We start from the raw sequence: 13,412 nt of genomic DNA on the forward strand, positions 1-13,412 counted from the left end.
CTCTCAGAATGAGGCTGTTTTAACGCAGCCTAGTTCTGAGGGGATTTTTAATTGTTCCGCTCCTGTATCGCTGAGAACTGCATGAGACAAAGAAAGCAGAGACACCTCATTCTGCTGTCCGCAATTCTGTCCTCAAAACGCCCACACGCAAATGGGCCTGCGTATCTTTTGCTTTCTTATCCGCCATATCTTAAGCCCCCCAAATATAAAAGTCCGTTGTATACGTCACAAAGTTATAGTACAATGTCCGCAGAGCGGGCATTATACCTGCGCATGCCATTTTCAGCATTCACTGCTGAAAACCGGGCGCTAAATTCCGCCGGAGGCTGCCATATCCGGAGGATATGGCACATTCTTTATAATTACAAAATGACAAGCAGAAATTTATGAGGGAAAACTTTATTATGATAGGATTAAAAAAAGGAACAGTAAAATTAGTACCCCATCAAAAAGAATGGAATGAAAATGCTGAAAGTATAATCAAATTATTAAAGCAGCTCTTGGGAGATACCGCTCTTGATATTCAGCATATTGGAAGTACATCCGTTTTTTCGATTCACGCAAAGCCGATTATTGATATTGCTGTTGCTGTTGCTGTTCATGACTTGAAAGATATAATGCCTTATGTTGAAGTGCTTAGACAGCATAATATTCTTTTTCATGAAGAAGCCGTCGCAGGACAAGTATTTTTCGTGATAGAAGATGGTGATATACGAACACATCATATTCACATCGTCAGACGGAATGGAACCGCTTGGGACAACTATATCAATTTCCGAGACTATCTAAATGCAATTCTTAAAAAGGCGATGATGTATGACGATTTCAAGCAGAAACTGGCAATGCAGTTTTCAGACGATCGAAAGAGCTATACAGCAGGCAAGCAAGAAATTATAGCCCGGCTGTTGTCGGAAGCAAGTATCTGGAGAGCGAAAGAAATTGCCAAAAACCACAGTTTATCGGGCAGTTGATACTAAACAGCCCCCATAAATGCAGAAAAGCCTGTGTAAGCCGCCTTAATCCTGTCCCTGTGTTGGCCATCACAGCTACGCATGCAGTTAGGCTGCAAACACTTCAGAGCGGCGTTAGACAATGTATACAATTCCCTGACTGAGGGTGGAAGCTATAAGCGCATGGACACAGGTTTTTGAAACTGTCCGCAAAAATACAGAATATGAAAACAGCGGAGACTGCATAAAACAGTACTCCGCCATTTAAAAAGAAAGAGCGCGAGACGGGATTCGAACCCGCGACCCTCGCCTTGGCAAGGCGATACTCCACCACTGAGCCACTCGCGCATAATTACTTTTATTTATTTAAACCTTTCAACCGTGTCAGTTTTGCTGACGAAGTGTATTATAGCACAGCAAAAAAATAATTGCAAGTGTTTTTTTCACTTTTTTGCTGTTTTTTTAAGACACCGGAGACGTTTTTTCTTTTCCCGCAACTTCCTCCGCCTAAAGCAGGCCCGAAAACGCATATCCTGAAACAAAAACAGCCAAACAGCAAAAAACAGAGAGCTCTAATCTTTAAAACTCTCTGCCTCAATGAAAGAGCGGGTGATGGGAATCGAACCCACGTATCCAGCTTGGAAGGCTGGTGTTCTACCATTGAACTACACCCGCATATTTAATTAACTGCCCAGAACCGGAATCGAACCAGTGACACGAGGATTTTCAGTCCTCTGCTCTACCAACTGAGCTATCTGGGCATCGTGCGGAATTACTTGTGTTCCGTAACGACATGGGTTATTTTACCGGATATTTTTTGAATTGTCAAGTCTTTTCTATAATTTTTTTTATTCTGCCAAAAACACAGCTGTGTATGGTTAAAATATAATATGCCATGCCTATTGTATGCAAAAAAGCATCTTAAAAGCCGCTGCCGCAGCCGCGGGCTTCTAACATGCTTTTTTGCCGACTCTGTATTTCCCGTATCTTTTTCTATTCCTCCAGCAGATCGGAAAGCCTTGCAAACTGCTCCAGCGTCAGCGCCTCGCCTCTTACAGACGCAGGAACGCCGAGCTGTTCGATGGCCGCGGCGATTTTTTCCTTTCCAATCGGAATCTCCGGAGAATTATTGAGGCCGTTTAACAGCGTTTTTCTCCTCTGGTTAAAGGACGCCCGAATCAGCTTAAACATCAGATCACGGTTCTTCACCTCTACAGGCGGTTTTTTGTGTCTGGTCAGCCGGATCACCGCCGAACCCACATTGGGCCTTGGAATGAAGCAGTTCGGGGGCACATTTGCCACAATATACGGTTCTGCATAATACTGAACCGCCAGGGACAGCGCCCCGTAATCTTTGGATCCAGGCCCCACCTGCATCCGGTCGGCCACCTCCTTCTGCACCATAACGGTGATATTGTCAATGGGGACACTGCTCTCAAATAACCCCATAATAATCGGCGTTGTGATATAGTAGGGCAGATTTGCCACAACCTTAATAGGCCTTCCCCCGTTATACTCCTCTGCCAGTTTTTTTATGTCAACTTTCAAAATATCCTGGTTGATTACTGTCACATTGTCATAGCCGGCCAGGGTTTCCGAGAGGATCGGAATCAGGTTTGTGTCAATCTCCACAGCCACCACCTGCTTTGCGCTCTCAGCCAGATACTGGGTCATCGTTCCGATACCAGGGCCGATTTCCAGCACCATGTCCTCCCTGGTCACTCCAGCAGCTCCAATAATCTTGTCCAGCACATGCATATCAATCAGGAAATTCTGTCCGAATTTTTTTTGAAAGGCAAAGCCATATTTCTGAATGATCTGTATGGTTTTCTGCGGATTCCCCAGCTTCTCCTCCGGCCGGGTTATCCTGCTGCCTTCCGCCTTCTCACTGTCTGCTTTACAGTTCTGTGCTTCTCTGTTTTCCATCTGTCACTCCATCCGTTTTTACTTTCTTAGTCTGTAATGTTCCTGCGCTTACGCTGTATTCTCCCATGCCGCTCCATTTTCCCGTATCTGCTCTGCACTCCGGTCTGCGCCTTCGCTTTTATGGTCAGCTTCCCTATGAATCTCTGCCGTCAGGGCTTCATCTGACCGCTTTGACGTCCATCCGGTAAAGCCTTCTGGCATTTTGTTCTGTAATCTCGATTACCTGCTCCGGCAGGATTCCCTTGATTTCAGCCAGGGCATTTACCACATAGGGAAGATTGGCCGAGGTATTCCTGGTTCCCCGGTGAGGAGTAGGGGCCATGTAGGGGCAGTCTGTCTCCAGAACAATCTGCTCTATGGGAGCGTAGGCGGCAACCTCCTTGAGCTTTTTGGCATTTTTAAAAGTCAGCACACCGCCGATGCCCAGGAAGAATCCCATATTGAGGTATTCCCTGGCTATCTCCGTTCCATAGGAAAAACAGTGAATGACGCCGCCGATCTCCCCGCCCCGGGCTTCCTTCATCATATCAAGCGTATCCTTTGCGGCATCCCTGCTGTGGATGATCACCGGCAGCTGCATTTGCCTGGCCAGCTCAAGCTGGCGCAAAAACCATTTCTTCTGGATCTCATGCTCCGGCTCTTCCCAGTAATAATCAAGCCCTATCTCTCCCACCGCCAGTATTTTAGGGTTCTTAAGAATTTCGCAGAGTCTTTGAAACTTTTCCTCGTCAAGCTCTGCCGTTTCGCTCGGGTGGACACCCGCCGATCCATATACAAACGGGTACTGCTCCGTCAGGGCAAGCGTACTCTCTGAGCTTGCCATACTGGCGCCCACATTGAGAACCGTCCCCACTCCGGCTTCCTTAAGACCCATAAGGACCCTGTCTCTGTCCTCGTCAAATGCCTCATCATCATAATGTGCATGTGTGTCGAATATCAATACTCTTTCCTCTTTTCAATTTTTCTCTTTCCGAAGGCTTCGTCTCTGCAGAGAGTAACCTTCCCTGTCCTTAAGGCCTGCACAGGCTTGCGCAGATGGCTGAACCCAGCTGAAAGTTTATTTTCCTGCAGGCCCTCCAGCTTCGGAAATAACCAGACGAAGCAGATGACGTCTCTCAAACTTCAGGGAAGCGTACTTGGAGATCCTGCTCATGCAGATACTGTCACAGGCTCCGCCTATCACTCCCACAATAGCAATTCCCTGCAAAAATTTCAAGTACAAAAGTTCTCCTGAAAGCGCACGGGCAGCCTCCCTGACAGCATCTGAAGAAACACTCCTCTTTGCTTCACCTGCAGTGGCCGCTCCGGCTTTTCCTGTCTTTTCTCTTATCCTCCAGTCCTTGACCGCCATCTCGTACAGCCTTCTGTTCAGAGCAGCATCTCTCTGCTGAAAATCCTCTCCCTGATAAAGAGAAAGGGCAATCATTTCAAGCAGAAGCTCCTTCTCCTCCGGATTCTCATAATCAATGCCATAATGAAGGCAGAGCTTATAAAGGTTTCTGAACAGAGCTGCCAGAAACAGCGGTATGTCGGGAATTCCGATTCCCAGCAATCCAAGTCCTGCCCCCTCCACACCCGCAGCCACTGTGGAAGCCGTTCTCTGCCTTCTGGCAATCCTGGAGTTTTCCCGGATGTGCTTTCTTGTAGGCATCAGTCCTGTTTTGTAATCTCTTGCCCTGTATTCCAGTTCCAGTTTCTCCCTGGAATATGTTTTTTCGATCACCCCTGTGCCGCCGGCTAATACTGCCCGGAAGGCTTTTTCAAATGCGGCTTCCAGCTTTGCGGAAAGACCTTGGGGAACCAGGCCGGACAGACGCTTCTCCCAGAATGATTCTCTCTGACAGCCATACCGCTCCAAAGCCTTTTTCTCGCGCTTTATAAAAGCCTCCCACTCCTTCTGGACAGGCGTCCCCCTTCTGAAAATCATTGAACCTCCTCCTGATTCTCCTTCTGCTCTGATTCCAGGGCAGGCCCATATGCAGCCGTCGGATCTTGCGTTTCCCTGGGAGGCTCCGCGGCCGGTCCTCTCGGCTCGTTTATCCTGTCATCAATCGCCGGCCCCGTTTCCGGTCCTCCGTACATCCACTGTACCCCTCCTGCCATGCAGAGCGATACTGCGGTCATAATTACTGCTCTCTGCCATAATTTCATAGGCCCCCTCCTTCCGGTATCATCCTTTGCACTTCTCTTGGGTTTGCGCAGGTATAATGACTGTTTTACAGTCATTATACCATCTCGACCAGCGTCTCGATGGGCTGCTCGTCAAATGCATGCTCATGCAAGCATGGCATGCGCTTTCCTCGCTATTATACCATGTCCTCCGGATATGTATCTCTCCGAGGGAGGCGCACTCGCCGCAGCAGTGTTTTGGCTCCCTTCGGGCGCCAGCGGCTCGGCGCAGGTATAATGACTGCTCTGCAGTCATTATACCATACTATCCCTTCTTTTTGAAGAAAAGGGGAATGCAGCCGCCTGCGGCACATTCCCCTTATTCTTTCACGGCGTTCTCTGTCTGCAGAGTCAATCGCCCTTCTGTTTTATCTGCGCTCCCGCCTTTCTTTTTCTAGCTCAGGCAGGTTCCTGCTTCTAGCCGATCTCAGCGCCTGCCGGCACATCCTTCTCCGGCTGCATCAGGACCACATTGCCCTCTGCATCCTCTGCGCAGAGAATCATTCCCTCAGAGAGCATTCCGGCTAATTTGGCAGGCTTTAAGTTGGTGACAACCATAACCTTCTTTCCCACCATCTCCTCCGGAGTGTACCATGCCTTGATTCCGCTCAGAATCTGGCGTACCTGGCTTCCGATTCTCACCTGGGAGCAGAGGAGCTTCTTGGATTTCGGAACTGCCTCGCAGGAGATGATCTCTCCTACCTGGAACTGGAGCTTTGCGAAGTCATCATAGGTAATCTCAGGCTTGGCCTCCACGTCAATCACCTGGGCAGCCTCCTCAGCCTTTCCCTCGCTCTCTGCCCCTTTCCGGGCTTCCTCAGCGCTCTTCATGGCCTCTACCTTTTCAAGCACTTCCTTTATATCCATACGTGCAAACAGAATCTCAGGCTTCTCTGTCACCTTATTTCCTGACGGATAAAGGCCGAACTCATTCATGCTCTCAAGACTTCTCTTCTGTGTATTTAACTGGCTGAGAATCTTCTCAGAAGTTTCCGGCATGAAGGATGCAAGCAGAGATGCTCCGATTGTAATGGCCTCTGTCAGGTTGTAGAGAACCTCGGACAGACGGGCCTTCTTCTCCTCATCCTTTGCGAGGGCCCACGGAGTTGTCTCATCGATATATTTGTTGCTTCTCCTGAAGATACCGAAGATCTCTGTGATAGCATCAGCTACGCGCAGCCTGTCCATCTTCTCGTCTGCCTTCTTCACTGCCTCTAACACAACAGCCTTTAAGTCAGCATCCACATCCTCTGTGACGCCTGTTTTCTCCACCACGCCGCCGAAATATTTATTGGTCATGGAGATAGTTCTGTTTACCAGGTTGCCCAGGATATTGGCCAGATCGGAATTCATGCGCTCTACCATCAGTTCCCAGGTAATGACACCGTCATTATCAAAGGGCATCTCGTGAAGTACGAAATAGCGCACAGCGTCCACTCCGAAGAAATCTACCAGGGTGTCTGCATAGAGCACATTTCCTTTGGACTTGCTCATCTTGCCGTCTCCCTGCAGAAGCCACGGATGGCCGAATACCTGCTTTGGAAGGGGCAGATCCAGGGCCATCAGGAAAATCGGCCAGTATATGGTATGGAACCGGATAATATCCTTCCCGATCAGGTGAAGGTCTGCCGGCCAGTATTTATCAAACAGTTCTCCGTTCTCCCCTCCGCAGTTATAGCCAAGACCTGTGATATAGTTTGTCAGGGCATCCAGCCACACATAGGTCACATGCTTTGGATCAAAGGAGACAGGAATTCCCCAGGTAAAGGAGGTTCTGGACACACACAGATCCTGAAGGCCCGGCAGCAGGAAGTTATTCATCATCTCATTCTTCCTGGAGACAGGCTGGATAAATTCCGGATGCTCATTAATATAGTCAATCAGTCTCTGGGCGTACTTGCTCATACGGAAGAAATAAGCCTCCTCCTTGGCAGGCTGCACCGGGCGGCCGCAGTCCGGGCACTTGCCGTCAACCAGCTGAGACTCTGTAAAGAAGGACTCGCAGGGCGTGCAGTACATTCCCTCATAATATCCCTTGTAGATATCTCCCTGATCGTAGAGCTTTTTGAAAATTTTCTGTACCTGCTCCTCATGGTCAGCATCTGTGGTGCGGATGAACTTGTCGTAGGAAGTATTCATCAGATCCCAGATGGTCTTGATCTCTCCCGCCACCTGATCTACAAATTCCTTCGGGGTAACGCCGGCCTCCGCTGCCTTTAACTCAATCTTCTGTCCGTGCTCGTCTGTTCCTGTCTGGAACCGCACGTCATAGCCCTGCTCCCTCTTATATCTTGCAATACTGTCTGCCAGCACAATCTCATAGGTATTTCCAATATGCGGCTTACCAGATGTGTAGGCAATAGCCGTCGTAATATAGTACGGCTTCTTACAATTCTGACACATGTTCTTTTCCTCCTTGGATTATGAAAATAAAAACGCCTTTAACCTCACCCGCGCATGGATCATGCCCTGAATGAAATTAAAGACGAGTTCTCTCCCGTGATACCACTTTAATTCACAGTCCGCCTCACAGCGGTCTGCCTCTGGGGCTGCGGGGAACGGCACTTTCTCCCTTCCCTACAGTCTGACGCTGTAACGGGCATCTCCCGTCGCTGCCTTTCCGGCCTGTGCTCTGAAAAGCTGTGCAGCTAAAATATGTCTGCACAGTCAGGTACAGGCCGGTTCGCCAGCAAGGCTCCGGGGCCATCTTCAGCGGTTTTGGGGCCATCCTCTCCCACCACACGGACTCTCTGTGGGCCCTGTCCCTCGCCTACTCTTCCCTTCGCTGCCTTTGACTCTTCGATTATATTCTGATTTAGTAAGTATAGGTTAAGTCTAGCGGGTTGGGCTGTGTTTGTCAAGGAGAGATTGGAAAAGTGTCAGTCCTGCAAATCCGAAAACTGTGCGCCGGTTAACCCAAAAGTTCCGGCAGGAAGGTAACGGTCTGAGGAATGTATGTAATGATCAGAAGTACAATCAGAAGTACTCCCAGCATGGGAAGCAGATCCCGCATCTGTTCCTTCAGACTGACCTTCGCGATGGAACCTGAGACAAAGAGGCAGACGCCCAGAGGCGGCGTACACATACCGATTGTCAGATTCACAGCCATTACAAGTCCAAAATGGATCAGGTCAATTCCCATAGCCTGCACCAGAGGAAGGAACAGCGGTGTAAAGATAACAAGCGCGCTTGTCGTGTCAATAAAGGTTCCTGCAATCAGAAGAATAATGTTGATAATCAGCAGCAGAAGTACACGGCTGTGGATGGAATCTGATAACAGAGCGCTTACTGTCTGTGGAACCTGAGCCACCGTAATCACCCATGTAAACAGGCTTGCACAGGCCACAACCACCAGAACCTGTCCCGTAGATTTTGCGCAGTCCACAAGCAGAGCAAACATGTTTTTCAGCTTCAGCTCCCTGTAAACAAGGCCTCCAATCACAATCGCATAGGCGCAGGCGATTGCCCCGGACTCTGTGGCCGTAAAAATACCGGACAGAATCCCTCCGATAATGATAATCGGCATAATCAGGGCGAGAAGTGCATCTTTTCCCGTTCTCAGAATCTCCTCACGGCTGGCCTTCTTCTCTCTTCCCACATAATGACGTTTTTTGCCCACGATGTAGCTGTAAATCATCAGTCCTACACCCATGATAATTCCTGGAATAAATCCGCCTATAAACAGCTTTCCCACGCTTACATTCGCCATGGTACCATAAAGCAGAAGGGGAATACTTGGCGGGATAATAGGGCCGATAGAACCTCCGCAGGCAATCAGCGGCGCCGAAAAGGTATCCTCATAGTTTTTCTCTCTCATAATCGGAATCATGATTCCTCCGATAGCGGCCGTAGCAGCAATAGCTGAACCAGTTATCGCAGCAAAGAACATACACGCCAGAATGCTCACCAGGGCAAGACCGCTTGGAAAATGTCCGATCAGCGCGTCTGCAAAGCTGACAATCCTATTTGAGATTCCGCCCTGCACCATCAGGCCTCCTGCCAGAATAAACAGGGGGATAGCGATAAGTGCAGTGCTGTCAGCTCCCGTAAACAGCCTCTGAATCACCACGATCATCGGAGTCGCTCCCTGAACCATTCCAACTATTGATACAAGTCCCAGCGAAAAGCAGATGGGAATTCCAACCAAAAACAGTACAAACAGTAATAAAATATAAATCATGCCCGGCCCTCCCCGTTATCTCGGATCTGTCTTATGAGAATTTTAACCATGTAGTAGAGCATTGCCGCTCCCGCGCTGGGGATGCTTGCATAGTAGACTGACATGGGAAGCGGCAGATAGGATGTGGTCTGCGTCCATCCAAAGATGCAGAACTGGATCCCGAAATAGATAAGGAAGATGAAAAATCCGCACAAAATTAAATTTATCACTATCTCTGTCCACCGGCGCACACCTGCAGGCAGGGCGGTGAGAACTACATCCACGTTCAAATGCTCTTTCTCCCTCACGCACCAGGCTGCTCCCCAGAATACCAGATAGGTAAAAGCCAGACGAAGGATATCTGTGCTCCAGGGCAGAGGCGATTTCAGCACAAAACGGCACAGAACCTGCAGAAATGTAATCACAAATACCAGCAGTGCACTCACTCCCATAATCCCTCTGGCAAGTCCGTCTATCAATTTATCAATCATTTTCACTTCCCCCCATTTCTTCATGCTCTGCCTCATACTCTGCCACAGCCGCCCTCACGCCTTCCGTAAGCTCCGGCGAAACCAGGGCCGTCACAGCCGGATCCTGGTAAAGGGTCTCCGTGACATTTCTGAAGGATTCCAGATCCGGTTCGCGGCAAACCTTTACCCCCTTCGACTCGATGGATTTCAGCATCTCCTCCTCCATATCTGTCACCATCTGTCTCTGGGTATCTCTGGCATAGGCTGACGCCTCATCGATCCAGGTCCTCTCCTCCTCTGTCAGGCGGTTGTAGAAATCCATATTCATAATCATGCTCTCCGGTGCATAGGTGTGACCGTCCAGGCACATGTATTTCTGAACCTCGTCAAAGGCAGAAGAAGAAATCGAGGCGATCGGGTTTTCCTGTCCGTCCACCGTCCCCTGCTGCAGGGCCGTATAGAGCTCATTAAAGGAAATCGGAGTTGCGATAAAATCCAGATAATCTGCAAGGGCAAACCAGATGGGCGACTCCTGCACCCGGATGGACAGGCCCTTCATGTCCTCCGCCTTCGTCACCTCCCTTACATTGTTGGTGAAATGGCGAAATCCAAGCTCACAGAAGGCAAGGTGTTTAAAGCCCTGCTCCTCAAATTCCGGCCTCAGTGCCTCCTGAAGATACCCGTCCAGCACATAGTAGGCCTCCTCCTTGTCTGCAAAAAGATAGGGAATTGCAAGGACCTGAGTTTCCGGCACAAAGCTGGGAAGGGCACCGTCAGTGGTGACAACTGCCATCTCTATGGAGCCAATCTTGACTCCCTCTGCCATCTCCCTCTCTCCGCCAAGCTGTGCATTTGGGTATACGGTAATTTCAAATCTGTCCCCTGCAATCTCCTCCAGCTTCTCCTTAAACACGGATGCCGCTATGGTTGACTGATGTGACTCATTTCCTACTGTGGCGATCTTCAGCTTAATTCTCTCCCCGGAGCCATCTGCACTGCTGCATCCTGAGAGCAGCACTGCCGCTGCCGCCGCCAGAAAAAAAGCTGCTACCCTTCCTTTTCTCATTATCTCTCCTCCTCACTGATGGCCTCTGCATTGTAATCTGCAGACAGCTTTCTCCCCAGAATCTCATCCTCCATCTCGTATCTGAAATTGCTGCCAAAGCGAAAACCATTTTTCACCGGAACTGTTCCTGAAAAAATCACACAGTTATCTACAGCTCCCACCCTCTCATTCAGCTCCTTTAAAATAGTTTCTACCGGGAGAATATCTCTGAGCGTTCCTTCCTGATATAAGATCTCCTCTCCCCCTACAGTCTGCCAGGAACGCAGTCGGATTTCATCCCAGTGATCCTTTATCTCCTCATAGTCCCACAGACTGGCGCAGATAGGTTTTGCGCAGATCTGCTTTGCTTTTGGGACGTTTACAGCCTCCAGTTCACGGTCTGTGTGGTCGCTTCCAACTCCGATGTATATTTTTCCATGGCAAAGTACAATCACATACTCTACCTCGCCGCAAGTCTTGTCCCCCACAAAAGTCAACTCCCGCTCCTGAGTAAGAACGTAATTGCCGCACTGAAAAATGGTGGGAATTTTTTTCGGGGCCGGTACTCCCAGCTCTCTCTCCAGCTCCCTGATATGCTCCATGGTCTTTTCCATATCTCTTCCTGCATAACCGATGGCAAACACTCTCTCATACTCTAAATCCAGAACGGTTTCTCCCGTCCTGCCCAATACAGTAAATCTCATCTGGCTCATTTTGATTTTCCCCTCTCTGCTGTTTATATCTTTTACACCGGCGGATGGATCCGCCTTCTCTTTAAAGCCGGTATGCCTCCGGCCTTCTGTCGTGATAGACATTGATGGAGGAACGAACTCTGTCCACCTCCGAAAGCTCCAGATCGGCTACCAGGATCTGTTCCTTTTCCCCTCCCAGAATAAGGCATTCGCCCATGGGGCCGTAGACTGCTGAATGGCCTGCGCACCTTACTTCCCCGGCCGTTCCCACAGAATTCGTGCAGCACACATAACTCTGGCTTTCAATGGCCCTGGCACGGTTAAGGGTATCCCAGTGAAGCCGTCTGGCTTCCGGCCACTGAGCCACCACAAACTGAACCTTTGAACCGGCCAGCATCTCAGACCGGATTAGCTCCGGGAACCGGATGTCGTAGCAGACCGCCAGGCTGCAGGGAATTCCATCCAGCTCAAAATTGCAGGGGCGATCCCCGCAGCGAAAAAATTCATGCTCCCCGGATGGACTGAACAGGTGCACCTTATCGTACTGGGCCGTCAGCTCTCCCTTTCTGTCAAACACGCAGGCTGTATTATAAATCCCTCCGTCCGGTTTTCTGTTGGCCACAGTCCCGGCGATAATATTGACTGCGTGCTGACGGGCCAGCATAGAAAAATTCTCCCTGACACGGCTGCAGTCCCTGTCTGACAGCTCTTCCAGATTTTTTCTGGGAAAGAAGCCCACATTCCACGTTTCCGGCAGCGTAATTACGTCCGGCCTGGCCGCACAGGCCTCCTCTGTCAGCCTGACCGCTTTTTCAAAATTTTCGTCCGGCCGTCCAAGCTCCATGTCCATCTGAATCATTGCAACTCTCATATTGGCTCTCCTTTATTTCTTTCGGCTCTCTTAAGAGCACTGGATTTTTATTTAGCTTTACAGAGAACTCCGGAACCTGAAGGTTTATGCTCCGTTTGTTCTCTCTGTTCATCCCTTCGCCTCGCGGCAGCGGGTTGATATATGGTATATGGTATTTGGTATACCATATTTGGTATTATAGTAATCTTGTCCTTTCCTGTCAATTTACAGATTCTACAAAAAGCATCAAAAAAATTTATTGAATATTCCCAATTCTTATGTTCAGATTGAATCAGATTCTCTGTAACATCAAGAAGGCTGAGCAAACCATCTGCGGTTCCTCAGCCAGTGCACTATCTTCTTCTGCCTGTTACGGGGCAATTTTAATATGCCGCCGGATATTTTTTTCAGTCTGTTCCATATGCATTTTCATAGCCTGGACAGCGGCCTGCGGATCATGTTTTTCCGCTGCATCCAGAATTGCCTGATGCTCTTCTATAGTTGTCAGACGGCGCTCCTCTGTTCCCATCACTGCCTGTGTTCCCAGAAAGCGAAACACATCGTAGTAATTGCTGGCCAGCTTCATCAGCTCTCTGTTAAGGCTCATCTCATAGATACAGGAATGGAACTCTCTGTCATGCCTGATAAATTCATCTACATTATAATTGAGAAGATCTTCTCTCTGGTTTTCCTGAATCTGACGAAGCCTCCTCAGTCCTTCGTCCGTCATATTTCGCACTGCATCCTCAACGGCCGACAGCTCCAATGCATACCGTATTCTGATTAATTCCCACATATAATGGGGATCAAACTCCCGGACAACCGCTCCCTTATAGGTTTCCATCTGAAGCCATCCATCCCTGGCCAGCATCTGCAGGCCCTCCCGGATAGGTGTACGGCTGATTCCCATTTCCTCTGAAAGCTTTCTCTCATTCATAACACTTCCAGGCGGATACTGTCCTGTAAGAATCCCCTTTTTAAGCTCATTATATACCTGATATTTATATGACAACTGTTTCTGTACCATAAAGCTGCCGCTCCTCTCCCCTGAATTACAGTTTCCGGCGCAGACAAATTACGCTGCAGACAGAACTAACCGGAATAAAACGGAAACTGTACCTGTTTTCGTAACGTAACACACAGTTCCAGAA

General features: G+C 49.1%; 12 protein-coding genes and 3 tRNA genes. 1 reads left to right on the top strand and 14 read right to left on the bottom strand.

From position 1 onward, the window contains the following. Positions 1-404 precede the first annotated feature (404 nt). Complete coding sequence (locus tag LK436_RS00665; RefSeq protein ID WP_044931393.1) at positions 405-971, top strand: GrpB family protein; 567 nt, start codon at positions 405-407, stop codon at positions 969-971. A gap of 255 nt (positions 972-1,226) precedes the next feature. Here the strand turns inward: LK436_RS00665 and LK436_RS00670 are convergent. The 14 genes from LK436_RS00670 to LK436_RS00735 form a co-directional block, all read right to left on the bottom strand. After that, positions 1,227-1,298: transfer RNA gene (locus tag LK436_RS00670), tRNA-Gly, on the bottom strand. A gap of 256 nt (positions 1,299-1,554) precedes the next feature. Further along, positions 1,555-1,625, bottom strand: a tRNA-Gly gene (locus LK436_RS00675). A 13-nt stretch (positions 1,626-1,638) separates the two neighbouring features. Next, positions 1,639-1,711, bottom strand: a tRNA-Phe gene (locus LK436_RS00680). 232 nt (positions 1,712-1,943) lie between these two features. Next, positions 1,944-2,876 (bottom strand): 16S rRNA (adenine(1518)-N(6)/adenine(1519)-N(6))-dimethyltransferase RsmA, encoded by a 933-nt coding sequence (gene rsmA, locus LK436_RS00685; protein WP_008397789.1) that lies wholly within the window; start codon positions 2,874-2,876, stop codon positions 1,944-1,946. Positions 2,877-3,033: 157 nt separating this feature from the next. Continuing rightward, a complete protein-coding gene (locus LK436_RS00690) occupies positions 3,034-3,816 on the bottom strand; it encodes a TatD family hydrolase (RefSeq protein WP_008397787.1) in 783 nt (260 codons plus the stop codon). A gap of 117 nt (positions 3,817-3,933) precedes the next feature. Continuing rightward, on the bottom strand, positions 3,934-4,803 hold the full coding sequence (locus LK436_RS00695; RefSeq protein WP_008397786.1) for an EcsC family protein: 870 nt from the start codon (positions 4,801-4,803) through the stop codon (positions 3,934-3,936). After that, positions 4,800-5,027: a hypothetical protein gene (locus LK436_RS00700; protein WP_015544645.1), complete on the bottom strand. Its 228-nt coding sequence runs from the start codon at positions 5,025-5,027 to the stop codon at positions 4,800-4,802. The genes LK436_RS00695 and LK436_RS00700 overlap by 4 nt, the downstream gene beginning before the upstream one ends. A 435-nt stretch (positions 5,028-5,462) precedes the next feature. After that, the gene (gene metG, locus LK436_RS00705) at positions 5,463-7,448 is read right to left on the bottom strand and encodes a methionine--tRNA ligase (protein WP_008397782.1); all 1,986 of its coding nucleotides are present in this window, start codon (positions 7,446-7,448) and stop codon (positions 5,463-5,465) included. A 508-nt stretch (positions 7,449-7,956) separates the two neighbouring features. After that, positions 7,957-9,225, bottom strand: coding sequence for a TRAP transporter large permease (locus LK436_RS00710; protein WP_008397778.1), 1,269 nt, complete (start codon positions 9,223-9,225; stop codon positions 7,957-7,959). Continuing rightward, the gene (locus LK436_RS00715; protein ID WP_015544644.1) at positions 9,222-9,695 is read right to left on the bottom strand and encodes a TRAP transporter small permease; all 474 of its coding nucleotides are present in this window, start codon (positions 9,693-9,695) and stop codon (positions 9,222-9,224) included. Before LK436_RS00715 ends, LK436_RS00710 begins: the two co-directional genes overlap by 4 nt. Next, the gene (gene dctP / locus LK436_RS00720; RefSeq protein ID WP_008397776.1) at positions 9,688-10,740 is read right to left on the bottom strand and encodes a TRAP transporter substrate-binding protein DctP; all 1,053 of its coding nucleotides are present in this window, start codon (positions 10,738-10,740) and stop codon (positions 9,688-9,690) included. Before dctP ends, LK436_RS00715 begins: the two co-directional genes overlap by 8 nt. Continuing rightward, positions 10,740-11,432, bottom strand: a complete 693-nt coding sequence (locus tag LK436_RS00725; protein WP_227910145.1) for a DUF2848 family protein — start codon at positions 11,430-11,432, stop codon at positions 10,740-10,742. The genes dctP and LK436_RS00725 overlap by 1 nt, the downstream gene beginning before the upstream one ends. Before the next feature lie 61 nt (positions 11,433-11,493). Further along, on the bottom strand, positions 11,494-12,282 hold the full coding sequence (locus tag LK436_RS00730; protein WP_008397774.1) for a carbon-nitrogen family hydrolase: 789 nt from the start codon (positions 12,280-12,282) through the stop codon (positions 11,494-11,496). Positions 12,283-12,631: 349 nt separating this feature from the next. Further along, on the bottom strand, positions 12,632-13,288 hold the full coding sequence (locus LK436_RS00735) for a GntR family transcriptional regulator (RefSeq protein WP_008397773.1): 657 nt from the start codon (positions 13,286-13,288) through the stop codon (positions 12,632-12,634). Positions 13,289-13,412: the final 124 nt, after the last annotated feature.

Origin of the sequence: Clostridium sp. M62/1 (assembly GCF_020736365.1) — a bacterium.
GTDB classification, from domain to species: Bacteria; Bacillota; Clostridia; order Lachnospirales; family Lachnospiraceae; genus Otoolea; species Otoolea saccharolyticum_A.

Bases quoted from the DNA above. Each gene is read 5' to 3' on its own strand.
- LK436_RS00730 (WP_008397774.1), bottom strand. From the start codon at position 12,282: ATGAGAGTTGCAATGATTCAGATGGACATGGAGCTTGGACGGCCGGAC.
- LK436_RS00665 (WP_044931393.1), top strand. From the start codon at position 405: ATGATAGGATTAAAAAAAGGAACAGTAAAATTAGTACCCCATCAAAAA.
- dctP (WP_008397776.1), bottom strand. From the start codon at position 10,740: ATGAGAAAAGGAAGGGTAGCAGCTTTTTTTCTGGCGGCGGCAGCGGCA.
- LK436_RS00715 (WP_015544644.1), bottom strand. From the start codon at position 9,695: ATGATTGATAAATTGATAGACGGACTTGCCAGAGGGATTATGGGAGTG.
- LK436_RS00710 (WP_008397778.1), bottom strand. From the start codon at position 9,225: ATGATTTATATTTTATTACTGTTTGTACTGTTTTTGGTTGGAATTCCC.
- LK436_RS00725 (WP_227910145.1), bottom strand. From the start codon at position 11,432: ATGAGCCAGATGAGATTTACTGTATTGGGCAGGACGGGAGAAACCGTT.
- LK436_RS00735 (WP_008397773.1), bottom strand. From the start codon at position 13,288: ATGGTACAGAAACAGTTGTCATATAAATATCAGGTATATAATGAGCTT.
- LK436_RS00695 (WP_008397786.1), bottom strand. From the start codon at position 4,803: ATGATTTTCAGAAGGGGGACGCCTGTCCAGAAGGAGTGGGAGGCTTTT.
- metG (WP_008397782.1), bottom strand. From the start codon at position 7,448: ATGTGTCAGAATTGTAAGAAGCCGTACTATATTACGACGGCTATTGCC.
- LK436_RS00700 (WP_015544645.1), bottom strand. From the start codon at position 5,027: ATGAAATTATGGCAGAGAGCAGTAATTATGACCGCAGTATCGCTCTGC.
- rsmA (WP_008397789.1), bottom strand. From the start codon at position 2,876: ATGGAAAACAGAGAAGCACAGAACTGTAAAGCAGACAGTGAGAAGGCG.